The organism is Streptomyces sp. NPDC005262, assembly GCF_042872425.1.
In the GTDB taxonomy this organism is placed as follows: domain Bacteria; phylum Actinomycetota; class Actinomycetes; order Streptomycetales; family Streptomycetaceae; genus Streptomyces.
Genome location: NZ_JBIAKK010000009.1, coordinates 174,375 through 197,544, shown reverse-complemented (window position 1 = coordinate 197,544; position 23,170 = coordinate 174,375). Strand labels below are relative to the sequence as shown.

At 67.9% G+C, this 23,170-nt stretch carries 19 protein-coding genes; 10 read left to right on the top strand and 9 right to left on the bottom strand.

Translation table 11 applies throughout. The features are described 5' to 3' along the window. Positions 1–81: 81 nt before the first annotated feature. Entirely contained in the window at positions 82–1,032 is a 951-nt protein-coding gene (locus ACFYP5_RS23070; RefSeq protein WP_389039047.1) for an LLM class flavin-dependent oxidoreductase, read from the bottom strand. A gap of 312 nt (positions 1,033–1,344) precedes the next feature. Beyond that, the gene (locus ACFYP5_RS23065; protein ID WP_389039044.1) at positions 1,345–2,805 is read right to left on the bottom strand and encodes an amino acid permease; all 1,461 of its coding nucleotides are present in this window, start codon (positions 2,803–2,805) and stop codon (positions 1,345–1,347) included. A 639-nt stretch (positions 2,806–3,444) separates the two neighbouring features. On the opposite strand from ACFYP5_RS23065, the gene ACFYP5_RS23060 reads away from it, so the two are divergent. The 5 genes from ACFYP5_RS23060 (at position 3,445) to ACFYP5_RS23040 (ending at position 8,282) form a co-directional block, all read left to right on the top strand. Then, entirely contained in the window at positions 3,445–4,713 is a 1,269-nt protein-coding gene (locus ACFYP5_RS23060) for a hypothetical protein (RefSeq protein ID WP_389039041.1), read from the top strand. A 71-nt stretch (positions 4,714–4,784) separates the two neighbouring features. Continuing rightward, positions 4,785–6,047 carry a DUF4145 domain-containing protein gene (locus ACFYP5_RS23055; RefSeq protein ID WP_389039038.1) on the top strand — a complete coding sequence of 421 codons (1,263 nt, stop codon included), beginning with the start codon at positions 4,785–4,787 and terminating at the stop codon, positions 6,045–6,047. After that, entirely contained in the window at positions 6,044–6,901 is an 858-nt protein-coding gene (locus ACFYP5_RS23050; RefSeq protein WP_389039035.1) for a carbohydrate kinase family protein, read from the top strand. The genes ACFYP5_RS23055 and ACFYP5_RS23050 overlap by 4 nt, the downstream gene beginning before the upstream one ends. Continuing rightward, a complete protein-coding gene (locus ACFYP5_RS23045; protein ID WP_389039032.1) occupies positions 6,898–7,524 on the top strand; it encodes a 2'-5' RNA ligase family protein in 627 nt (208 codons plus the stop codon). The genes ACFYP5_RS23050 and ACFYP5_RS23045 overlap by 4 nt, the downstream gene beginning before the upstream one ends. Then, positions 7,521–8,282: an inositol monophosphatase family protein gene (locus ACFYP5_RS23040; protein ID WP_389039030.1), complete on the top strand. Its 762-nt coding sequence runs from the start codon at positions 7,521–7,523 to the stop codon at positions 8,280–8,282. The genes ACFYP5_RS23045 and ACFYP5_RS23040 overlap by 4 nt, the downstream gene beginning before the upstream one ends. Positions 8,283–8,750: 468 nt before the next feature. On the opposite strand, the gene ACFYP5_RS23035 is transcribed toward ACFYP5_RS23040, so the two are convergent. The 5 genes from ACFYP5_RS23035 to ACFYP5_RS23015 form a co-directional block, all read right to left on the bottom strand. Continuing rightward, complete coding sequence (locus ACFYP5_RS23035; protein WP_389039027.1) at positions 8,751–9,014, bottom strand: hypothetical protein; 264 nt, start codon at positions 9,012–9,014, stop codon at positions 8,751–8,753. Between the two features lie 59 nt (positions 9,015–9,073). Continuing rightward, positions 9,074–10,465: a hypothetical protein gene (locus ACFYP5_RS23030; RefSeq protein WP_389039024.1), complete on the bottom strand. Its 1,392-nt coding sequence runs from the start codon at positions 10,463–10,465 to the stop codon at positions 9,074–9,076. After that, the gene (locus ACFYP5_RS23025) at positions 10,462–10,902 is read right to left on the bottom strand and encodes a hypothetical protein (RefSeq protein ID WP_389039021.1); all 441 of its coding nucleotides are present in this window, start codon (positions 10,900–10,902) and stop codon (positions 10,462–10,464) included. Before ACFYP5_RS23025 ends, ACFYP5_RS23030 begins: the two co-directional genes overlap by 4 nt. Positions 10,903–11,293: 391 nt before the next feature. Next, a complete protein-coding gene (locus ACFYP5_RS23020; RefSeq protein WP_389039018.1) occupies positions 11,294–11,974 on the bottom strand; it encodes a DUF899 family protein in 681 nt (226 codons plus the stop codon). A gap of 113 nt (positions 11,975–12,087) precedes the next feature. After that, positions 12,088–12,912 carry an N-formylglutamate amidohydrolase gene (locus tag ACFYP5_RS23015; RefSeq protein WP_389039015.1) on the bottom strand — a complete coding sequence of 275 codons (825 nt, stop codon included), beginning with the start codon at positions 12,910–12,912 and terminating at the stop codon, positions 12,088–12,090. Positions 12,913–13,143: 231 nt separating this feature from the next. Between ACFYP5_RS23015 and ACFYP5_RS23010 the strand changes: the two genes are divergently transcribed. Both ACFYP5_RS23010 and ACFYP5_RS23005 read left to right on the top strand, forming a co-directional pair. After that, on the top strand, positions 13,144–13,710 hold the full coding sequence (locus ACFYP5_RS23010; protein WP_389039013.1) for a histidine phosphatase family protein: 567 nt from the start codon (positions 13,144–13,146) through the stop codon (positions 13,708–13,710). A 452-nt stretch (positions 13,711–14,162) separates the two neighbouring features. Further along, positions 14,163–14,615, top strand: coding sequence for a transglycosylase SLT domain-containing protein (locus tag ACFYP5_RS23005; RefSeq protein WP_389039298.1), 453 nt, complete (start codon positions 14,163–14,165; stop codon positions 14,613–14,615). Positions 14,616–14,871: 256 nt separating this feature from the next. Here ACFYP5_RS23005 and sph read toward each other — a convergent pair whose 3' ends face one another. Continuing rightward, entirely contained in the window at positions 14,872–15,852 is a 981-nt protein-coding gene (sph, locus tag ACFYP5_RS23000) for a sphingomyelin phosphodiesterase (RefSeq protein ID WP_389039011.1), read from the bottom strand. A 738-nt stretch (positions 15,853–16,590) separates the two neighbouring features. Between sph and ACFYP5_RS22995 the strand changes: the two genes are divergently transcribed. Beyond that, the gene (locus tag ACFYP5_RS22995; RefSeq protein WP_389039010.1) at positions 16,591–18,678 is read left to right on the top strand and encodes a hypothetical protein; all 2,088 of its coding nucleotides are present in this window, start codon (positions 16,591–16,593) and stop codon (positions 18,676–18,678) included. 96 nt (positions 18,679–18,774) lie between these two features. On the opposite strand, the gene ACFYP5_RS22990 is transcribed toward ACFYP5_RS22995, so the two are convergent. Beyond that, complete coding sequence (locus ACFYP5_RS22990; RefSeq protein ID WP_389039007.1) at positions 18,775–19,248, bottom strand: hypothetical protein; 474 nt, start codon at positions 19,246–19,248, stop codon at positions 18,775–18,777. A gap of 720 nt (positions 19,249–19,968) precedes the next feature. On the opposite strand from ACFYP5_RS22990, the gene ACFYP5_RS22985 reads away from it, so the two are divergent. Together ACFYP5_RS22985 and ACFYP5_RS22980 are read left to right on the top strand one after the other, a co-directional pair. Further along, a complete protein-coding gene (locus ACFYP5_RS22985; protein WP_389039004.1) occupies positions 19,969–20,931 on the top strand; it encodes a hypothetical protein in 963 nt (320 codons plus the stop codon). 59 nt (positions 20,932–20,990) lie between these two features. Next, complete coding sequence (locus tag ACFYP5_RS22980; RefSeq protein WP_389039001.1) at positions 20,991–23,108, top strand: PQQ-dependent sugar dehydrogenase; 2,118 nt, start codon at positions 20,991–20,993, stop codon at positions 23,106–23,108. The last annotated feature ends 62 nt before the right edge of the window (positions 23,109–23,170 follow it).

Here is a 23,170-nt window from a genome sequence, read left to right as displayed (position 1 = left end):
CCGGTTCAGGCGGAGCGCCCGGCCGATGTTCTGCACGATCTCGACGTGGAGCCGACAGATGCTTCGTCGCCGTTGCCTGAGCTACGGCCTGTCCTTCCGGAAGTCCACCTCGAGCTGCGGCATGACCTCTGAGGCCAGCCGTTCGGCATGTTCGGCCGGCGCGAACAGCGGCGAGAACAAAATGAGTTCCGCGCCGGCGGTGACGACCTCACGCAGCGCGCGAACACAGTCCATCGGAGTTCCCGCGATCGCGGCAGCCTCGATCTCGGGTGACCGCTTCGTGTAGAGCGCGGCCAGCTCGGCGTTGATCCGGTCGCGGGCCCGCTGGGCATCGCCGTCCACCGCGATGTAGACGCGCTTGGCGATCGTGAAGTCATTCGTCGGCCTGTCGGACTCGGCCAGCGCCTGCCGCACGGTCCGGACCTGCTCGGCGAACCTCGCGGTCGGGACCTGGCCCGCACCGAAGAAGCCGCTGAACAAGCCCGGGCTCATCACGGCACGTCGCAGCGCGGTGCGTCCGCTCCCGCCGAACCACAACGGAGGATTGGGCTTCTGGAACGGTTTCGGTTCCATGGCAGCATCAGTCAACTGCCAGAATTCGCCGCAGAAGCCGACTCGGGAATCGCGCCACAGGCGCGTCATCACCTCGATGCCCTCGTAGAAGCGGGCGACGTAGCGCTCCGGTCCGATGCCGAAGGCCGCGAAGGGCCGCTGCTTGCCGCCCGTACCGAAGCCGACCTCGATCCTGCCTCGGCTGATCTGGTCCAGCGAGCTGATGCTTTTCGCGAGGTGCACGGGACTGTGCAGCGTGGACACGAAGACCACGCATCCGAGACGAAGGCGCTCCGTGCACGCGGCGGCGTAGGTCATGGTCTCGATCGGTCCGAGCTGCGGCTTCGAACCCAGTGTCTGTTCCTGCGTCCAGGCGCCGCCGAAGCCCAACTGCTCCACACGTGTGAGGTAGGCGCGAAATGCGACCGGATCGAACTCGCCATCTGCGTAGAACTGTGGGATGGAGATCGCGAATCGCACACGCGCATCTTATGGAGCGTCACCTGCTGGGCACTGCTGTGCCACGCCGCTCGTCGATTCGGCCACCATGTGCGCTGTTTCCCCGGAGGCCTTCCTGCCGCGCGCTTCTGATCGAGGGCCGCGCCGGGGCCATCCTTGAATCGGTTCGACGCACGGCCGATGGCACCCCCAGGTGAGTGGGCGCGACCGGGGCGAGGACGCCCTCCGTCGTTGGCTGTAGGGATGAGGCGCGATGCGCTGCTACCGCTCGACGACGGCCCCGGTGGAAGCGCCTTCACGCTTCCACCGGGGCCGTCCACTCGACCGGGAGGATCAGATGTCCTGGCGCTCCCGCGCGAGGTCGTTCACCCGTCGCCGGACGATGAACCAGCCGCCGACCAGCGCAGCCGCGATCAGCGGCAGGCACAGCACGGTCGTACGGCCCACTCCGCCGCCCCACCACATCAGGAACACGACCGAGGCGAGGAACGCCAGCGTGACGATCTGCGTGTAGGGAGCCCAGGGCAGTTGGTACGAGGGGCGGGTGACCCGGCCGTCGCGCGAGCGATGCCAGAACAGCAGCGAACAGAGCATGATCATGCCCCACGTGCCGAGGATGCCGATCGACGCGAAGTTGAGGACGATCTCGAACGCCTCGCCCGGCATGACGTAGTTGAGTCCGACGCCGAGGACACCGAAGCCGGCGGTGAGGAGGATGCCGCCGTAGGGCACCTGTCCCTTGTTCATCCGCCCGGTGAACTTGGGCGCCGAGCCGGAAAGCGCCATCGAGCGCAGGATGCGGCCGGTGGAGTACAGCCCGGAGTTCAGGCTGGAGAGCGCCGCGGTCAGCACGACAAGGTTCATCACACCGGCCGCGCCCGGGATGCCGAGCTTGTCCATGACGGTGACGAACGGACTCTCGTCCCCCGAGTACGAGGTGTACGGCAGCAGCAGGGCGAGCAGCACCACCGAGCCGACATAGAAGAGACCGACACGCCACATGATCGAGTTGATCGCCTTGGGCATGATCTTCTCGGGGCTCTCCGTCTCACCGGCGGCCACGCCGCACAGCTCGACGGACGCGTACGCGAAGACGACACCCTGGATCACCAGCAGCATGGGGAGCATGCCGACGGGGAAGATGCCACCGCTGTCGGAGATCGTGGAGAAACCGGGCGTGTGACCGTCCACCGGGTGCTGGGTCACCACCAGGAAGATGCCGATTAGCATGAACGCGACCAAGGCGCCGACCTTGATGATCGCGAACCAGAACTCCATCTCGCCGAAGTACTTCACCGAGATGAGGTTGGCCGTGAGGACGACGGCGAGGGCGATGAGCGCAAGGATCCACTGCGGGATATCGCTGAACATGCCCCAGAAGTGGGCGTAGGTGGCAGCCGCGGTGATATCCGCCACAGCCGTGGTAGCCCAGTTCAGGAAGTACAGCCAGCCGGCCGCGAAGGCGCCCTTCTCGCCCATGAACTCACGGGCGTAGGAGACGAATGCGCCGGAGGACGGCCGGTAGAGCACCAGTTCGCCGAGCGCGCGCACGACGAAGAACGCGAAGACGCCACAGACCGCATAGGCGATGGCCAGTGACGGACCCGCCCCGGCCAGCCGGCCGCCCGCGCCCAGGAAGAGCCCGGTGCCGATCGCGCCGCCGATGGCGATCATGTTGATGTGGCGGGACTTGAGGTCCTTGCTGTACCCGGCATCGCCGGCGTCCACGTGGGGGGAGCCCGCCGCCGGTGGGGCGGCAACGAGCGTTTCGGCCGCTGTGATGCGGTCACTCATGGAGAGGGTTCGCCTTTGTGAGGGGAAGGAGGGCGTTCCCGGCCGTGGCGGGCCAGGGAGTCGTCACCGTGACACGGCCGACGCCACATCATCCGGGAATCCTGCGATTCTGACAGTGCCCAAAGTCACGCAGGAATAAATCTGAGGTAATTCAGAGGTTACGGGGCGGTAAGCAAGGGGGTGCCGCGAGGCGACGGTGGCGCGGTCTCCCTGGACAAGGCGCTCGCCGGCTCGGCTCCGGCCCGACACTTCTCCTCCTCCCTCTCCATCCCCTCCCTCTGCCTCTCCGGACGGATGACGTCACCGGCATCGAGGGCTGCGCGAGGGGCGATGGCGAATGCCTCACTTCCGTCGGGGTGGCTTCGCCTGCTCCATGGCTCAGGGTCCGAGGTGCCCTGAGCGCGTTCCGCTGCGGACCGGGCCTGTGGGCCGTTCCTGTCTCTGAGAGGGGCGGGCCTCGCGTGCTCAATGATCCCAACTGGGTAACCTTGACCGGCGGTCAGCATTCGGATGACGGCAAGATGACGGCAACTGGCAGTCGACGCCGGGCGGTTGTCCGGTCCGTCGGGCAGACACGCGCCGGGCATGGCAGACGCAGGCATGGGCGCAGGCGGACTTGTGAGGACGGGGACAATTCCAGTGACGACCGAGATCGGTTCCCTCGCCGGTGTCCGGCAGGCGATCACCGTAGTCATCCCTGTCCGGCTCCCTTCCCCCCCTTCCTGGGCCGGTGGCCCCATACCCTTCGAGCTCGGCAGCCGAAGAACAGACGCGGAGACCCGGCAGACCTACTTCACCCCGGCCGCCGCACGCGGGCTCTACGGAACCCGCGAGCGGCCCCGTCGCTGGCACCGGTTCACGGACATCACGCACGGGCCCCTGCACCTGCACGGCATGGAACTCCTGCGCACGGTCACGGCCCAGGACCAGCAATACGCACTGGCGGTCCTGCACTTCACCGTCGAGGGACCTGTCCTCCTGGACGTCCTGCGTGCCATCGGGCATCGGCACACGGCAGGAGCCGATCCTCTCGACGGGCCGCTGGCGCCCGGCACACTCCTGGCCGGGGTCGCGGAACCCCGCGGTGCCGAAGCGCCCTTCGCCCTCGCCCGCCCCTATACCGTCGCCTTCCTCACCCCCGACGACACGCACACCCCAGCTCTGCGCAACGACGGCCGGCTTCCCGATAGTGCCGACAGCTGGCTCTGGTCGCTGGCCTCCCGCTCCAACGAGACCGACTTTCCGACGACCCCGGAGCAGTTACGGGACCAGACCGAGCACATCGTGCGCGTCTCCGCCGACTGGAGCGCCCTTGTGCTGCGGCACGGGGCCGCCTTCCTCGGCCACCGTCCCGACCAGGGGGACGGCGATTTCTACGACTTCGCGGAACTGCACTTCCGTACGGTCTATCTCGACGCGCTGCTCCTCGGCACGATCCAGCGCGACCACATCGACGAGTTGACCGACGGCCTCGCCGACGTGTTCGACGGTCCTGGGCTCGCCCGCCGAGTCACGGCGCTGGAACAGGACATCGCCGGATTCCGCAGTACGTACTGGCGCCAGCATCTGACCGCGCACGGCCCGGCCAATGAGCTGCTCCTGGCCTATCAGGGGCAGCATCGCCTGCCCGCCCGCTTCGCGGAGATCCTCGCCGAAGCGGCCGACTACTCCCGTCTCGTTCAGACCCAGGACGGTCAGCAGATCGCCGGAGCCCTCGGTGTTCTCACCATCCTCGGGCTTCCGCTCGGAACCGCTCTGAGCATCCTCCAGGTGCTCGGTGACGACGACCCCGTCCATCTCCTGATCGGGCTGGGCGTCGCCTTCGCTTCCACGGCAGCCGCCCTGGGCACCCGCTACGGGCGTCTTGTGCTGGGATCCCTCCGCGGCGGCCCCCACCGCGATGACTGAATGACAACTGGCTCCACCAGAAACGCACTTGCTAGTGTCAGGCCAAAACTGCCGCAGAGGACACGGACGACGTGACGGTCAACGAGGGCGAGTCGCTCCGGCTTTACCAGAAGGCTTTGAGATACGCGGAGTCGGATCCCGAGGTCTTCCTCAGCACAGCGAGAAGGGCAGCGGAGTCGATCCTCTTGGATATCGCCATGCAGGAAGCTGTCGGTTCCAAACCGACTCTGGAGTCCCTACTCACGGTGCTCACCAGCAAAGGGCTGGTTCCGCCGAAGGTCGTACTGGCCATTCGGACCATTCAGAACTACGGCAATTTCGGCAGCCATGCCCTGGACGGTTCGGGCGAAGAGATCTCCGCCGACGACGTGCAGCCGTGTCTCAACGCGCTGACGCAATTGGCTGTCTGGTACGGCGAGACGAGTACGTCTCTTGCAGAGAACGAGGCACGGCAGGCGCTGGCTGCTGTCCGGCGTGCCAGAGGGACGACCCGACTTGCCGATTCCACGCTGGTCGTAGTGAAGGCGTTGCTCCTCGGGTGCGGGTTCGAGAATGTGCTGGCCAGGCGGAACCACAGGGTCGTTGCCGTGCAGCTGCCCTGGTCCGACCACTTGGTCAGGGATGTCGCCCAGCGGACCCTGGATCTCGCGATCTACAACGAACAACGCCTGCTCCGGATGCTCGACGAGGAGGAGCTCCGGTCCCAGGTCGTCCCCGTCGGGCGAGTGGGATACTCGATGGGCGGCCGGAATTTCTATCTCCTGGCGGCTCGTGGCGGTCGCTGGGGAATGACGACGGCAGAGGAGTTTCTCGCCGATCCTGCAGGAGCTCAGATCGCTGTGCCGAAACACAGCGACATGTTCGCGAACATTCTGGCGGCGTTCTCGACCGATGAAGCGGGTCTGACGGAGCGCGGCGTGAGCATCCTCGATGTTCCGCACCATCTCGGTCTGGAGCTCTTCCATCTGAACAGGGACGTCCTGGCGGTCGGCGGGCAGAATCTCCGGATGCATGCCCGTGATGACGACGACTACTTCGAGTTGCTCAACTCGGACATGCTCCCGCACAGTGCACAGGCGCGACTTCGTGCGGCGGCGGCCAACGTTCTCATGGCCAACCGGTCCTGGCTCGAGGAGCTGAGGGTGCAGCCGGGGGAGCTCCACCGAGAACTCATGCGTGGATTCCACGACATCGGCTCGGACGACGACAGATTCGAGGAACTGGTCCACGACCTTGTCGCCCATGCGACATTTCCGCAGCAGAGCAGTCCCCGCAGCAGGGAACGGCTGGTGCGGCATGTCCTGTTCGAGAGCTACCGTCTGGGGCAGCCGTGATCGCCGGGAAGCATGTCCTCGTAGCCGGTGGTACCAACTTCGACATCATCGTCCGGGCCACGAGACTTCCGGACGAGCACGAAAAGCTCCGTGGCAACGACTACGCGGCCTTTCCCGGAGGATCCGCGGCCAACACCGCTCTGGGCCTGGTGAAGCAGGGATGTACGGCCGAGCTGGTGTCCGCCGTCGGCAATGACACCCTGGGCACTGCCTGCCTCGACGGCCTGCGGGCGGGCGGGGTGGACACATCGCTGATGCGCGTCGACACAACTACTCGCACGAGCATGGCGATCGTTCTCTCCTCCACCACCGGAAAACGCATGATGACCTTCGCGGGAGCAGACCGTGACCTGGCCTTCAACGCCGTCACGGAGGACGACGTAGCCCGCGCGGATCACATACATCTGGTCGGCGACCCCACACCCTCGCTCGGACGTCTGGCGGAACTCGCCCACCGTGCCGGCCGCTCGGTCTCCGTCGAATGGAACGGCAGGGACATGAGTCCACTTGCCCGGGGCGCATCGTTGAACCTCATGAACTCCGACGAGGCGAGCCGCCTGCCCGAGGCGTCACCGGGCGACACGGCGGGTACGGCACAGCGGTACGCGAAGCTGCTCTCCGGGGATGTCATTCTGACCCTGGGGTCCGATGGCGCACTCTGGGCGTCATCCAACGGCCGACTCGTCCAGGAGCCGACGGTGCCGGTCGAGCCGGTGGACCGGACCGGAGGCGGAGACGCCTTCAACGCCGGAGTGATCGCCGGCTGGTTGTACGGGGAGGCACCGGCGCAATGCATGCGCAGGGGACTCGACGCCGCGCTGCACGTGATTACGAAGACAGGAGCTCAACCGTGACCCGATGGCTGGGTGTTGCCTTGCTGCCGTCCGCGGAACACACCCGTTCCGCTGTCCAGTTGCAGACGGACGTGGGGGAAGACCATGGACTGCAACCCCCTCTGAGCCCCGACGGCAACCTTCCTCACGTCACCGTATTTCAGGGACCGTTCCTCGACTCCCTGAGCCCGGAGAGGGAACTGCGGACCATCGCAGATTCGATGAGCCTTCCCGAGGTGATCCGGCTCGCCTCCACGGGCATCGTCTACCAGCCCACCGGTTGGGTCTTCCTCTCGCTGGAGAGGCCAAAGCTCCTGAGTGAACTGCAAGCAGCTGTCCTGTCGGTGCTCGCCCCCCACCTCGACCGCGCGGCGTTCGACACGTCCAAGGACACCTCGCGGTTCACTCCGGACGAGCAAGCCAGCTTCGCCGAGTACGGGTACCGGTACACCGGGGACGCGTATGCACCTCACATCACGCTGGGCCGCGCCGAGGAAGACATCGCTCTGAAACTGGTTGGGTCCGCCCCCGAGCGCACCTCCGTGCAGAAGGAGTGGACCTTCGACCGCCTCACCTTCTACGTGATGGGCGAACACGGGGCCCACGCGGAAAAGCTGGTGGAGCGGTCGCTGGATCCGGCGTGAGAGAGGACGCGGAGCTGCGCTCCGTCGCCGAGGAGGCCATGGACGCGGGGGCGGAGTGGCTGGCCCTGGCGGGTGCGGAGTGGCGGGAGAGGAAGATCAAACCGTCGGGCGAGGAGGTCACGGACGCCGACGTCGAAGTCGAAGACCGGGTGTCACGCGTCCTGCGCCGACGCACGCCCGAGGTTCCGGTCATCGGTGAGGAGTCCGCGGCCGGAGGCCCGCTGCCGCCCACCTGCTGGCTGCTGGACCCCATCGACGGAACGATGAACTTCACCCGGGGCGCCCCCGGTTACGCGCTCTCGCTGGCCTACGTCAAGGACCGGCAGCCATCCCTGGGCGTGATCGATGCACCGGCTCTCGGCCGCCGCTGGGTCACGGCGAGAACGCCCGGCCGGGCAACGGCGCCGTCAGGGGCCCGGGAATTGTCCCGGGCGGTGATCGGCATCACCGGAGCCGGAGCCGGGAATCCCCGGCACAAGGCCTTCATCGGCCGCCTGTACGGGGAGGTGTACCGGATCAGGATGCAGGGGGCCATGTCCATGGACCTGGTGGGGGTGGCCGAAGGGTGGCTCGACGCCTGCATCTGCATCGGCCCGAAGCCGTGGGACGTCGCAGCGGGGACCGCGCTGGTCCGAGAACGGGGCATGGCAGTCCTCGGACCGGGCGGCCGGAATTTCACCTTCGGCTCACCGGTACTGGCCGCGGGCCGGGAAGCCCTGGCGAGGCAGCTCGTGGCTTGTTGGGAAACCCAGGCCTGAATTCGGGTGACGCGGACATCGTCGATGCCGTCGAGTACGACGAACAGGACGTCATGGACCGGTCAGTGGCAGAGTGCGAAGGGCGTGATCGTGGGGACCTGGGGGTTGAGCGAGGTCTCGGCAGCTGCAGGGCGCCGACCTGGCCGTCACGCGGCACCGGCCGGCCGGTGAGGACGCGCGCGTACAAGTGCTCGTGGATGCTCGGCTTCGTCCGGGCCGTGACCACGCGAATTGCCGAGGCGGAGCGAGCTGCCCGGGCCGACACCGAGGGTGACCAGCGTACCGACAGGCGCCCGCCGGTCGCAGCGCCTTGTCCTGGCCGACCGGACGACCGCGATTCAGGCCGAAGCCGCCTCGCAGTACCCGAAGCTCGGCAAGGTTCGCCGCACCTGTTTCAAGGGCAGTGGCTACCACCAGGGTCACGCGGACGGACAGCAGGCCAACCGAGATCGACTTTCACGGCTGACGTCAGCCGCCCAACGCCCAGCGGAACGCGGCCACCGCGGCAAGGACGAGTGGTGGAACGAGCCACGCGCGTCCCATGGCCCGCCGCACCGAAGCAGGGACGACTGTGATGAGCAGCGCGACGGCACTGACAGCGATGGTGCAGAAACACGACAAGGTGATCGCGCCGTATGCGTCCTTGTCCCAGATTCCTGACGGACGGATGGTCAGCGCGTAGTAGCAGCAGCCAGCGGCGATGGCATAAAGGATCACCAGGGGGACGGCCATGACCCACCGAAGGCAGCCTTGGTCCTCAGCCGTACGAGTAGTTTCGGAGCGTTCGAGCATCAGCGCAGCGCGTTCCTTGCGTTGTCGAGGTCGTTGTTGAAACCCCGGCCGTATGCCTGGGCGTCGTCTCCCGCCCAGTACGGTCCGCCGTTGTACCGCGCCGCGAGCTCCTGGTATTGGGCAGGCGTCATCTCCTCCGGCGGCACGTCGGCGAAGTCGCTCTCGGCTTTGAGTTGAGCGAGGTACTCGGATGCGATGAAGATGTTCTGTCCTGGATCCTGGAGGGACTCCTCCACGGCCGACCGCTGGTGTTCGGTCAGGTTGTTCGGATCGTAGCCGAGCACTTCGGCGCCGCGACGTACTTGGATCGCGATGGGGCCGAAGGACGTTTCGTCGGGGCTTCCACCGAGGCGTCCCGGCAGGTTCTCGGGCGAGATGGGACCCAGCCCCCAGGGCGCATCGGCCTGCTCGCGGATCGTATCGACGACATCGTCCGCGATTCCTGGCTGGCCGCCGATCTCCTGCCAGGCGATACCGGCGACCATGTCGGCAGGCAGCCCCGAGTTCTTCGCCGCGGCCTGAATGATCGCCCTGTTCGCGGCGATCCACTCCTTCCGATCCTGGTCCGAGGACGGCGGATCCCAGTAGCTGTCCTCCGCCCCGGGCAGATTGGCCACCCGCATCCGGATGTCACGGAGCGTCGGCGAGATCGGGCTCTCCCCGACAGGCACGGCGTAGCCCTGTTTGGGGCCGCTGCCCGGGAGATGTGTGAGGGGATTCCCACTCCCTTCATGGGCTTCACGCCGCATGGCTGCGATGGCCGAGAAGATGTCCACACGCTTCACGGAACCCATCCGGAATTCGGGCAGCAGCTCGTATGCCTCCTTCATTCCGTGCACGCAAATGTCGCGGGCTTCCTTCTCCGTGGTCCTGGCGAGGTGGAAGTCGCCCCCTGCGGCGTCGTGCAGCCTGTTTGCCTGGTCCTTGATGTCATCGATGTCCATGGTGAGTTCGGCGAAGAAGTCGAGGACGCCCGTGGTTTCCCGCATGTCCTCCCACTGGCGCATGGGCTCCGCGTCCTGTGCCTCACGGGTGATGGCGGTGCCTTTGGTGCCGATCAGATCGGCCAGCGCCTGTTCGTTCGCCTTACCGTTGGAGTAGTGGCTCTTGGCTGTCTCCAGGGCATAGGCGTACGTGCGCAAGGCGCTGCCGGCCTTGCCGTACCCGTCCGCGATCTCCGTCAGCAGCTTGCGCGCCTCAGCGACGCGTGCTTCGTAGTGCTGGCTTCCTTCGCTGTGCCAGTGTGTTCTCTTTTCCGCTCGCTCGGCGGGCTCGTCGACTTCCACCAGCATGTCGCGTATCCGCTTGAATTCGTCGGCGTTCCGCTCGACGAGTGCCGGGTTGCAGCCTTCCAGGAATTCGACGTCCTTGCGGTGGCTCAGACCGTTCACTTCGCCTCCGGCGCCACGTACTGGCCATAGCGCAAGATGTTGTCGAGGAATCCTTGGGCGTTGCCGTCGTCCACGGTCACGAAGTCGGTCCCGGTGGTCTTCAGTCGTGTGGCGAGGGCCGCAAAGAGTGCGATCGCATCCTGGAACTGGTCGTCGGCGAAACTGCCGAAGCGTTCGACCTGCGCTGCTACGTCGCCGTGCGTCCTGGGCTCCCGGGCCATGGTGCACAGGTCTCCGTCAGGCCTGCCTTCGTAGAGGAAGCCCGCGATCTCGATGAGCAAATTTGCATTGCCGTTGATCGAAGCAGTGTTGTAGTCCAGGGTTCCAGTGGCGGTAGCGCCGCCCGGATCCGCCGGCAGTTGATTGAGCTGCATGCTGGTGGACTGGCGTGTCAGCGCCTCCGCTTTGAGTTCGGCCCACTCCTCGTCGAACGTCATATATCCCCCTGTGGTCGACGGCCCCGCCTCACGAGCAGTAGATGATCATACCAACGAGGAGTGCTGTGTGCCTGAACTAGCGTCTTCAGTCGTTGTGTTGAAGCCCTGATGCGCAGCCTCTCGATCGTTCGGGCGAGGCCGGGGTCTGCTGTTTCTCCGCCTCCGGCGTCGTCTGGGTCAAGTCGTTCCGGAAGAGCACTCTCAACAGCTGCCCATCGGGCTTTGGGTGCGCAGCGGGTGTGTGCCGGCCGGCGCTTCCCTGATCACCCACGATCCGAGGAGCCTTCGAAGCAGCCCGTCCGCGCGCCGGCCCCTGGTCATCCCTGTCCGACCACGGGCGGCCGGCCACGACGGCTATCGGCCCAGCGCAGCTGAGCCCGACCGAATCAGGCTAGTAGCTCAGTTCTGCGAACCAGTTTTCCCGGCCTTGGCGGGTGAGGTCGAGGATGTGCCACACCGGGCTGAGCAGGTCGATTCCGCGCTGGTCGATGTCGTCGGACATCCGGGGGTGTGCCGAGTAGAAGTGGCGTACCGAGCCGTTGCTGTCGCGGGTGAACACCGACACCGTCGAGTCCTGGTTGCCCTCGGCGTCCTCGCTGCCGAGGGCATATTTGAAGGTGCCGGCCCCGGCGCTGAGCAGCCGCAGGTTGTCCCACTTCCGGTCCCGCGCGTGCGCGCGGAGTGTGGGCAGGTCGGCCGCGGCGACGATCGCGAAGTCGACGTTCTGCGTGACGTGGTGGGCGATTCCGTTGAACCCGTCGATCCACATCGTGCACATGGGACAAGGCTGGGTCTGCTGCTTGCCGAACATGAAGTGATAGACGACCAGGTCGCGTCCGGGCCGGGTGAACAGCTCGCTCAGTCGCACGGTCTGCACCGGCGCATCGTCTGCGTGGAGATCCGCGGGGCCTTCCTCGAACGCGTAGTCGTCGACGACGGGCCCCAGCGGCAGTCGGCGGCGCAGGTCAGCGACGCGTTCGCGGTGGCGCATGAGCTCGATCTCGGCCAGGCGCAGCTCCTCGCGGGCGCTGAGGTGTTCGGCCGACTCCCCGACGAGATTGGTCAGACGCATCGCTACCTCCTCGAGGGACCGCTACTGCCCCGGTCACCATTGTCCGTTCCCGCACGGGGGCTCGCGAGGCGGCAGTGCTGTGGTGGAAAGTGGTGAAAGGCATGGGCCGGGTGTCACGCTCGTGAACCTTGATCGCTCGCACCGGACAGCGCGCCGACCAGGGCGGCGAGCGCCGACGCCAGCGCGGTCGATCCGATGGGGTGGGCGGGGCCTCCCGGCTCGGACATGTACACGTCCCGGCGGATCTCGATCATCAGTGCGCTGACCCGCGGGTCCGCTCCGTAATGCTTGAGCGGTACGTACGTACCGGCGAAGGGGCTGTTGACGGCCGTGCCCCCGAACCCGGCGAACGCCTCCTCGGCCCGGGCCAGCAGGTCCGGCGGTGTGTGGAAGGCGTCGGTGCCGAGGCAGATCGGTGGGCGTGGTCCGGTGCCGTGGAGTTCGTAGGGAAGCGGAGCCGACGGATAGGAGTGGACGTCGATGACGACAGCGCGTCCGGCGGCCGCCAGGCGTGCGTCGACAGCGGCGGTCATCGCTGCCGCGTACGGGTGGAAGTAGCGGTCGATCAACGGCTGCGGATCCACGTCCGGTGAGCGAAGTGGCTCGCGGTGCGTGGTCTGTGTGTAGACCGCGCCCATGCCGACGGCCAGCATCTCCTCGCGTTCGTCGGGGAACCGTTCGGGATCGATGACGAGTCGCGACAGACCGTTGACGAATCGCCAGGGCGTGAGAGGTGCGGCCGTAGCCGCCCCGGCGGCCAGTTCGGCCGTGTGGGAGTCCGTGATGTGGTTGAGTTCGAGGCCCAGAGCCTCGTCGTCCAGCTTTATCCCGGCGCGTACGTGATCGGGGACGACACGTGCCGAGTGCGGTACGTGCAGCAGGACCGGTGACGCGGGCGCGCCGGGCAGGAGGTGGAACGGCGGGAGGGCGTGGCCCATGGAGAGGTTCCTTCGGGGGGCAGATCCGGGACATGGGCGGGGGAGTGCCGGTCGTGTGGTGCGTGTCGCCCCCGCTACCCGATTATCTGCCAAGGGCGTTGTGGGGCCCGCTGGAGACGGAGAAGTCCCCCTGCCGGAGACGGAGAAGTCCACCCTGCCGGAGACGGAGAAGTCCTCCTGATCCGACGGATGTCCCCTTACCGAAGCGGCTGATCTCGACGGAGTCCGCGCATGTCCATTCAGATCGTGTACGAGACCCACGCCACCACGGCCGACAACGAGGCGGGGATCGCCACCGGCTGGCTGCCGGGCGCACTCTCGGCGACCGGCCGTGCACAGGCCCGCGAACTCGGCCGCCGCCGCCGCGACGACGGCATCGTCGCAGTCTTCACCTCCGATCTGGACCGCGCCGTGAACACCGCGCAGATCGCCTTCACCGACACCGCGCTGCCCATCCACCAGGACCCCCGTCTGCGTGAATGCAACTACGGGGAACTCAACGGCCGGCCGATGGCCTTCGTCGAAACCCGGAGGACCCGGCACATCGATGAGCCCTTCCCCGGTGGCCAGAGCTACCGCGACGTCGAGGCCGCCACCGATGACTTCCTGCGTGACCTCGCTGCCGACCGGGACGGAACCCGAGTCCTCGTGATCGCGCACTCCGCCAACCGCTGGGCGCTGGACTGCCTGCTCACAGGTGCCCAGTGGCAAGCCCTCGTCGAGGCTCCACCCCTGTGGCAGCCCGGATGGGAATACACGCTCCCCACGCCCTGGCGCGTGGCCGGCGCATCCCGGTGACACTTCCCGGCCGGCGCACGAGGTGCCCGATGTATTCATCTGGCAGGCCCATCAGGTCTCGACCAGCGGCCCTAAATCACCGACGAGGATTCCTTGCCGACGAGCACCGGTAATTCCCCGCCGCACCATGAACGCGGAATGCATTTGGCGTATTACGCTGAGTGAATTGGAAGCCTCCAATATGGCGCAGGCCACATGACTTGGGTCACTCTTATGCCGATTTGAGGCATTTGCCGTGTGGGGTGAGCCATATGACCGGCGTCACTCCGACGTCGAATAGTAGACCCTCGAGGTCCCGCTTCCCGGCCACGAAGCCACTTCTTCAACCATTTTCAGCGCCGGTACTAATTGCAGTAGTAAAAGGTGGGCATTGACCCGGGATTCACTCCTGATTAACAATTCTTGGCATCACCCCCCGACAGAACAGGAATTACCACGTGCAGATCACCGCGATGCCCAAGAAGTTCGCCCGCATGACCAAGACCAAGAAGATCTCGCTGGGCATGGTCGCAGCCGGCGCCGCCGTCATGGCCGGCACCGTCGTCAGCGCCCCGGCCGCCTCGGCCGCCACCCCCACCCAGTCCGGCGGCAACGTCGACACCTGGATCAAGCAGTCGCTGGAGATCCTGCACAAGCAGGGCATCCCGGCCACCTACGAGGGCATCCACAAGAACCTGATGCGCGAGTCCTCCGGCAACCCCAACGCCATCAACAACTGGGACTCCAACGCCATGAAGGGCATCCCCTCCAAGGGCCTGATGCAGGTCATCGACCCCACCTTCAACACCTACCACGTCGCCGGCACCTCGACGAACATCTACGACCCGGTCGCCAACATCACGGCCTCCGCCAACTACGCCGCACACCGCTACGGCTCGATCGACAACGTCAACTCGGCCTACTGATCCGGCCCGACGAAACACCTCGGTCGCCCAACCAGTCCCGGGAGACCAGCGCCCGAACAAGACCCACCGGGCACAGAACCGCAGGCCGCGCCCCCGCGACCGGCCGGCCGACGACAGCCGTTCCCGCAGCCACCCACGGCACGCCCCGACCCCGCGGCGTACCCCCGCACCGCACCGTGGCTGCGGTCGAAGCGGCACCGGCCGGCACCACGTAGGACACGGATGACTCCGAGGCCGGCCGGTTCGCACGGTCCCGCTAGCCGACGGAGCCGATCAGCGGGTAGTGGTCGGAGAGATTCGTATACGTGTAGTCCGTGCCCCAGCTGGAGACGGTCCAGGCCGCGCTCTGCTCCTTGATCACCTCGTTGGTCCACCCGGACGGCTTCGCGTTCCCCGCGCGGTGGAGGACGTAGTCGAGATCCTCGCGAGGGTCGCTGGGATAGCGGTACGAGGCGATCGAGTTGTCCTGCGTGTCGAAGGAGTACGGGTGCCCGGTGCGGGCATCGGCTCCGGCAAGTCCGGCATCGGCGAGCATCGATGCGTACTCGGGCGAGCGGGAGTCAACGTTCATGTCGCCCGCCACGATGACCTGTTCCGACGCGGGGATGTTCTTGGCGTCGAGGAAGGCGTCGATCTGCTTGAACTGCCGGCTGCGCATCTGCGCCGCCTCACCCGACCCGCATCCGGAGTCGGTCGACTGCGCGTGGGTTCCCACCACATGCACCTTCGTGCCGTTGACGTTCAGTTCGGCATAGACGAAGCCCTTGTTGGACCACCAGTCGCTGCCGCAGGCGTCCTTGTAGATGAACTGCTCCTTGCGGACGATCGGCCACTTGCTCAGTACGGTGACACCACCGTCCTCCGGAGTGGCGGCCGAGTAGGCGCCGCCCGTGGCGTCCCAGCCGCTCTTGCTCCGGCCCACCACCGGTGTTTGATACGGGTACTGGGCGGACGCGTTCCGTGCCAGCGCGTCGGAGGCGGAGTTGTCGAACGCCTCCTGGAGCACGACGACGTCATTGCCCTGGAAGAACGACGCCTTCGCGATCTCCGTCGCCCGGTGGTCCTGACCCCAGTTCGGGTACAGGCTCTTGCTCATCAAGAACGTGTTGTAGGTGAGGACTCTCAACGACGGGGTGTCGGCGGCCGATGCCTGCGGAGCATGTGCGGCCAGCGTGACGGCGACGAGCGCGGCGGACAGAGTCACGCCGGAGGTGCGACGGAGCGCGGTGAGCGGCACGGGGTCTCCTGTTTCTGCTGATGGGGGGGAACAGGCAACCCACATCAAATCAGCGGGAGTTACCCATGGGTAGACGCCCGGTGTCGGGAGTCTCTCCATCGGCGTACCAATGGTGTGGGGACCCGGCGGGCGCGTCCGCGCCGATCCCGGTCGGCGGGCGGTCAACGCGCCGACCCGCAGGGCTTCTTCGGTGACACCTTCACCGGCCAGCTGATCCGCGTACGACCCGGCACCGTGCGGGCAGCCGCTCGAGTAGCAGATGGCCGCGCATCGAGACATGGCATCCACAGCCGCGGCGCGGCGCATTGTGCGCCTGCTGCCCTCGCACAGTGCGAGGGGGCGGCGGGGAAGAGTGGAATGGCGAGCGCGCGGGGCGGCGGCAAAGAGTGGAATGGACAGAGCGAGCGCGCGCTCGCCGTCCGGCGCCGGTCCGGTCGCCAGGCCCCACCGGCTGCTGCCGCCCGTGGGGCGCCATCGTCCGGGGCCCGATCGCTCACCTGAGCCAAACCCTCGCTCCCGGTTCCCGCACTTTTCGCAGCGCCCTGAACTCAACGGGGAACCGCTGCCGACAGTGCAGAATCACCTTGTTCCCCCCGTCAGCATCTGCGGCCGCCGGCGGACCGGTTACGGTTCAATAGTGACCGCCTGGTCCCGCGGAACCGCGATCTCCATCGGGCCCGGGACCACCGGCATGCTGTGGGACGGCGGCCGTACGACAGGACAGGCAGGGCCGGTGTGATGAGGACGTTCTTCGCGCCCGAGGAGTCCGAGGAATTCGAGGCAGCGCGTTCGCTGCTGATCCGTCGGACGGTTCAGTGGGCCCACGAGCGGGGCGAGAGCGTGGACCCCTTCGTCGTCGAGTCGGCGCTCGATTATCGCCACCGGGGAACCTGCGACGGGCGGCTGGGGCTGTGGGAGCCCCGGCACATCGAGGAGTATCTGCTGGACTGGCTGCCGCGCACAGTCACCGTGCTGCCCGGCGAAGAGCCGGCGGATGCGCCCGGCACGCTCGCGGCCCTGCTGCGCTACCTCGATGCGATGGGCCTCGGCGACCCGCGCGGGGCCTCGGCGGCCGACAACCTTGCCGCGATCGAGACCCTCGCACCCCGGTACGCCCCCGCCATGGCGGATCGTGGCCGCTGGGGAATGGCGAAGTTCTGGGCGGTCACCGCAGCCGAGCAGGGAGTCGATGTCCAGGATCCGGCGGCGCTTCAAAGCTTCGTGGAGCAGGCTCAGCAAGGCGAGGCGCCGTACGACCAGGACGCACTGGACGAGGTGTTGCGCAATCACCTGGCGCGCGGCCCGGCAGTGGTGACACGCGCCGAACCGCAGCTGCCGGTCCTGCTGCCCGCGGAGAAGGAGCTGCGGGCACGCGCCGAGACGTCCCGCGCGCTGCGGTGGCTGCGAGGGATCGCCGACTGGGCGGGCCCTGAGGGGCGCGTGCTCACCGCGAAGGGCAACCTGCGAATGGCGGACGCGCGAGCCCTCGTCGCCGAGCTGGGGACAGGCGACGCGGTGGATGCGGTGCGCTCCTCCACGCAGCTGCCGAGGCTGGGGCTCGCGGTCGAGTGGGCGAAGAAGGCCCGGCTGGTACGGGTGGCCAAGGGACGGCTGTACGCGGTCGCCAAGGCCCGGCCCCTGCTGCAGGACCCGCTCGCGCTGTGGCGGCGCGCCTTCGAGGCCTTCCCCGAGCTACGCATGCCGCTCCTGGGCGCCCACAGCGGCCGACACGTCGGGTCGATGCTCTTCGACAGCTTCGAGGACACCGTGCCGGATGTTCTCAACACCCTCTACAGCCTGCCGCACGCCATGCCCTGGCCCAGGCTGCGCGACTCGCTGCACCTGCGCTACCGCGCCGAGCACGAACTGGCCGGCGGCTACGCCTGGCAGATGGAACTCGGCCACGCGGACCGTGATCTGCGCACCGCACTGGACGTGCTGGAGGACCTGGGCGCGATCAAGCGGCACGAGGGCACGGCCGACCCGGTGTTCCTCGACATACCGCTCGAGGACGCCGTGCTGCCGCCCGCCGGGATGCCGCCGGAGCTCGCCGAGCTCTTCGGTGTCGTCGCCGGTGGACACGGGGAGAGCGAGGATGCCGCGGAGCGGAGCAGGAATCAGCGGGCGGAACTGACCGGCGGTCCCGTCGAGTTGATACGTCTCACCGCCCTCGGCCACGATTGCGTACGTCGCCGGCTGCTCGCCGAGGGGCGTGACGCCCCTCGCGTCGGGGAACTCGTCCACGCCCCTGCCTCCGGGCTCCTCGGCGTCATTGCCGAGCACTACGACCCGGATGCGGCCCGGACCGAACTCGCTGCCTGGGTCGCCGCCCGGGAGAGCCCCGCCGAGGCGCTGGAGAAGCTGACCGACGCGGTGCGCGCGACCCCGTTCCGTACCCGCGCCGAAGCGATGCTGGACGCACTGGTGGACGCCTACCCGGACGGCGAGGCCCTGCTGCGCGGCCTGCGCGGCGACCCGCTGCTCGGCCCCACCGCCCTGAGTGTCCTGGTGCGCCGGCAGGTCCTCGGCGCCGAGGACCTCAACGAACCCGAGAGCCTCGTCATGGTCGCCGAGAGTCTGCTCCAGCTCCTGGAGACAGCGGGCCCCGAGGGCCTGCTCGAAATCCTGGGAGGCCAGGAACTCTCCGCCCACAAGGCTCTTGAGGCCGCTCTCGCATCCGGTCATCCCGACGAGGCGGGTCTGGCGGATCTGAGGACGGTCGCCGAGCAGGCCCGTCGGCGGCCGGCCGCGCATCTCGGCCGCGCCCATCAGCGGCGCCGACCGGGCGCAAGCGGCCGGGGCAGGGGCGGCAGGCGCCGGCACTGACGCCGCCGGGAACGAGGCCGAGGAAGCAGCGAGGGCGGCCTGGCCGGAGGACGACTGCACAGCGACGCATTCCACGATCTCCGGAAGGCGGCGACCTCACGCAGCCATCGCCACTGCGGCCTTGCTGAGCGAGGGGTCGGGCGCGGGGGTCCGGTCGGCGAAGACGACGACCCGCAGTAGCGCGAACCGTCCGATCCCGGCCAGAGCGGACGCCGACAGATAGACCGTCTGCTCGACCAGGGCCGAGGGCTCGGACCGGACGGCGTACAGGCAGAACAGCGCCCCCGTCGTGAACGCGTAGCTCACGGCGACGGTCACCCCGGACTGAAGATGGACCCCCCACCCCTTCCGCCCGCTCCGGAAGGAGACCCGCCCGTGCAACTCGGTGGCGATGACCGTGGAGACGACGGTGACCAGCGCGTTGGCGAGGGCCATCGGGATCCGGTCGTTGAGCAGTACGAGGACCCCGCTGGACGCCAGCCCGACACCGCCACCGCACACGACGAACCGCACGAAGGTCGCGACGAGCGGATGAGGAGTGCGCGTCTGCGGGCGCGAAGGGGCGGTCACGAGGGGCCTCCGTGGGCTGGGCGGGACGGTGTTTCGATTCCACCCCGGAACCTACGGACCGGGCGTCGTCCGAGCGACCGGGTTGATCCCCGACTTTGCTGGGGGTTACCCCCCAGGCGCCCCCTGGGGAAAGCCCCTGGGTGTCCCGGCCGATTGGGCGTAGGGGGACTTCGGCGGGACAGCGGTGGTCGCTGTCGTGGCGACGGAGGGGCTGTCCGCTGCTGCCGCGGTGCCACCGGGTGCAGTGTGTGCGAACCCGTGACGACCGGGTAGCCGGCTCGGGTTCTGCGGACGTGATGGCCGGTGAGGGCGAGCGCGAGGCAACGGGCGAGGGAAGGGCGGGGTTGTGGGGTAACTAGCGTATTTCTGAGCTCACTTGAGGCCGCAGAGCGATGTGGTCCGCCAGGTGAACCCGCACTCGTGCGGTCGCCGCCGGACTGCTTCACGCACCCGTCGTACCTGCCGGGACTCGGGGCGAGGTGCTCGTGAACCGCCGTGGGCCGGTGGCGTCCGAGCCGGGATGGGCCGCTCTCGGGTCTCCGTGCTTGTCCGCAAGGAGGTCCGCGCCGCCGCTGAAGCGCCCAGGAAAATTGGCGAGTACACGCCCATTGTCAGGGTCGCGGCGAAGGGGTTACATGGTCCCTGCACGCGGACGAAAGCGCTTTCTGTCGTCCGGGATCACCCCGGTCGACTGCCCCTTCGCTGCCGCTGGGAGGCTGCATGACACCGCCCCGCACCAGACGCTACTCACTCGCCGTCGCCGCGCTCGCCGCGACCACCTCGCTTGCCGCCGCCACGATTCCGGCCCAGGCGGCCCGCCCCTCAACCGCCCACACTCCGCTGCGAGCCCAGGCCGTGGCGGCGTACGACTTCGGGCACCCGGACCCCGCCGACCCCGGTCGCGAGCGCGACATCGGACATTCCGGCACCGCGCTCAGCCTGATCAACGGCGGCTCCGCGATGCGCGTGGCAGACGAGGCGTACCCGGGTGCGTCGCCCGCCCTGCAGGTGCGCCAGCAGAACCCGGCCACTGCGGGCAACGACGACTGGAAGGCCGGGACCTGGGACGCCGAGGGCATATCGTCCCTCGACGCCTTCCGCAGTGCCCGGGGCGCCACCGTCATGGGCTGGTTCAAGATGACGGGCGACAATCCCGCCCTCAACTCCAACACGGCCGACCCGGGTGACCACTACAACGCGATCGGGCTGGCCGGCGTACTGTCCGGGACCTCCGACGGTCACGCGGTGCGTGCTCTGCTCGAACTCATCCAGGTGAACGGCGAGTTGAAGCTGGTCGCGCTGGGGAGACGCCTGGACAGCGGCGCCTCCCAGACCTTCGCCGCCGACATCCCCTGGGAAGAACTGCTGCCCCGCGGTGAATGGGTCCACCTGGCCGCGACGTTCGACTTCCGCGACGGCACCCTCGCCCTCTACCGCGACGGCAAGCCCCTGGACGGCTTCTACGTCACGCCGGGCGACCCCTGGGAGCTCGCCACCACGCCGGCGCCCCACCGCGCCTCGCCCACCGATCCCCGCGGCATCAAGATCGGCGGCAGCTTCCCCCAGAACACCCGGGAGAACAACGCCTGCGACTGCCGCATGGACGACCTCCTGTTCCTGAACCGCCCGGTGCCGGCCGGAGCGGTGGCGGCGGAATACCGGCGCATGACGCGGGGCCACTGACCCCTCTCGCCGCCGGATCGTCCTTTCCTCACCTGTCACGCCAGCCCGAAGGGACCCGCATGGCGTCACGACGTACATACCGAAGGCACTGGGCGGCCGTGGCCGTCAGCGCAGCCCTCGCCCTGGGCGGTCTCGCCGCGCCCTCCCATGCCGACGAGCCCGCCGCGGCGACAGCCGCCCTGACCGACCCCATTCCGCAGAAGCCCGTTCAGTCCAGGACGGGTCTCGTCCTGCAGGAGTTCGCACAGTTCCCCAAGTCGGAACCCGTGCCCGCGCCGACGGATCCGCGCCTGATGCGCCATGCCCGGATCAACACCATCAACGAACTCCCCGACGGCTCGGGTCGGATGGCCACCCCCGACCTCAACGGCACGCTGTACCTCACCGATCCCGGAACCGCGACGCGCACCTCCGGAGGCACCCCGCGCCCCTACCTGGACGTGAAGGCGGCATTCCCGCACTTCTTCTCGGGCCGAGGCCTCGGTCAGGGCTTCGGGTACGCCGCATTCCACCCGGAGTTCGGAACGAACGGGCGCTTCTACACCATTCATACCGAGCTCGCCTCGCAAGCCACCGAGACGCCCGACTACCGGCAGGCCGGCACACTCACCTATCACGGCATCATCACCGAGTGGACCGCCGACGACCCCTCCGCGGCCGTCTTCCACGGCACCCATCGCGAGGTGCTGCGTATCGGCTTCACCGGCCAGGTCCACGGCATTCAGCAGATCGACTTCAACCCGACGGCAAAGCCCCACGACGAGGACTACGGCCTCCTCTACCTCGCGGTGGGCGACGGAGGCCAGGGCGTCGGCAACGGCGAGCCGCAGAACCTGACACTCCCGCACGGCAAACTTCTGCGAATCGATCCCACGGGCCGTGACAGCGCCAACGGCCGGTACGGCATCCCCGAGTCCAACCCGTTCGCCGGTGAGCCCGGTTCGCTCGGGGAGATCTACGCCATAGGTATGCGGGACCCGCATCGCTTCAGCTGGGACGCGGGCGGCAGCCACCGCATGTACCTCGGCCACATAGGCGAGCACGCCATCGAGTCGGTGTACGAGGTCAAGGCCGGCGACAACTTCGGCTGGAGCGAGCGCGAGGGCCCCTTCGCATTCGACAAGAAGGCCACCGACCCGTGCGCCCGCATCCTTCCCCTCCCCGCCGACGACGCCCAGTACGGCTACACCTATCCCGTCGCCGCCTACGACCACGACCCGGGTGCCGACTGGAACTGCCGGTCCGATGTGGGCCGCGCCATCGCCGGAGGCTCCGTCTACCGCGGCAAGGACGCGCCGGCGCTGCGCGGGAAGTACATCTTCGGCGACCTCGTCGACGGCCGGATCCTGGCCGCGGACACCCGCGACATGCAGCGCGGCGGCGAACTCGCCCCGCTCGAACAGCTGATGCTGTTCGACAAGTCCACCGGGAAGACGGTCACCATGCGCGATCTCGCCGGTGACCAGCGTGTCGACCTGCGCTTCGGCTCCGACCGCAGCGGCGGCCTGTACATCGTCTCGAAGGCCAACGGCAAGGTCTGGAAGGTGACCGGGACCCGGACCTTCGCCGACTGCGAGGTGGGCAACACCCCCACCACCCACACCACCGGGCCGGACAACTGGGCGCCGGTCACCCCGGCCAAGTGGGCGTACACCACACGGGAGACGATCATGACCGAGCCGGGCGTCGCCCGCCCGGGACCGCGCCGCCCCTTCGAGTACGCCGTCCTGACCGCGGGCCCGCGCTATTCCTCCGTCACCGTCGAGGCGGAGGTACGGATCGACACCCCCGTCGAGATCACCAACCGTGACGTCATCCTCATCTGGGACTATCAGTCGGACACCCGGTTCCAGTACGCACACCTGTCGAGCGACAACACCATCTACCCGCACAACGGTCTGTTCACCGTGAACGACGCCGACCGGCTGCGCATCGACGACCAGTGGAACGGAACCTACGGCGCGCCTCCGGCGATCAAGGACGAAGGATGGCACAAGGTGCGCCTCACCCACTGCGCCGACACCGGTGAGACCGCCGTCTACCTGGATGGCAGCCGCACCCCGCTGATCACGGCCACCGACCCGGTCTTCGCCTCGGGCCGGGTGGGTTTCGGATCCTTCGACAACGCGGGCCGCATCCGTCACCTGAAGGTGACGGGCGCTCGGGCCGGCGACTGACCTCGTGGGAGCGGGCCGATACCGTCGGCCCGCTCCCACGCTGTCACGAAAGCTCGAGGCTC

Bases quoted from the DNA above. Each gene is read 5' to 3' on its own strand.
- ACFYP5_RS23065 (WP_389039044.1), bottom strand. From the start codon at position 2,805: ATGAGTGACCGCATCACAGCGGCCGAAACGCTCGTTGCCGCCCCACCG.
- ACFYP5_RS23035 (WP_389039027.1), bottom strand. From the start codon at position 9,014: ATGGCCGTCCCCCTGGTGATCCTTTATGCCATCGCCGCTGGCTGCTGC.
- ACFYP5_RS23025 (WP_389039021.1), bottom strand. From the start codon at position 10,902: ATGACGTTCGACGAGGAGTGGGCCGAACTCAAAGCGGAGGCGCTGACA.
- ACFYP5_RS23020 (WP_389039018.1), bottom strand. From the start codon at position 11,974: ATGCGTCTGACCAATCTCGTCGGGGAGTCGGCCGAACACCTCAGCGCC.
- ACFYP5_RS23015 (WP_389039015.1), bottom strand. From the start codon at position 12,912: ATGGGCCACGCCCTCCCGCCGTTCCACCTCCTGCCCGGCGCGCCCGCG.
- ACFYP5_RS23010 (WP_389039013.1), top strand. From the start codon at position 13,144: ATGTCCATTCAGATCGTGTACGAGACCCACGCCACCACGGCCGACAAC.
- ACFYP5_RS23005 (WP_389039298.1), top strand. From the start codon at position 14,163: ATGCCCAAGAAGTTCGCCCGCATGACCAAGACCAAGAAGATCTCGCTG.
- ACFYP5_RS22995 (WP_389039010.1), top strand. From the start codon at position 16,591: ATGAGGACGTTCTTCGCGCCCGAGGAGTCCGAGGAATTCGAGGCAGCG.
- ACFYP5_RS22985 (WP_389039004.1), top strand. From the start codon at position 19,969: ATGACACCGCCCCGCACCAGACGCTACTCACTCGCCGTCGCCGCGCTC.
- ACFYP5_RS22980 (WP_389039001.1), top strand. From the start codon at position 20,991: ATGGCGTCACGACGTACATACCGAAGGCACTGGGCGGCCGTGGCCGTC.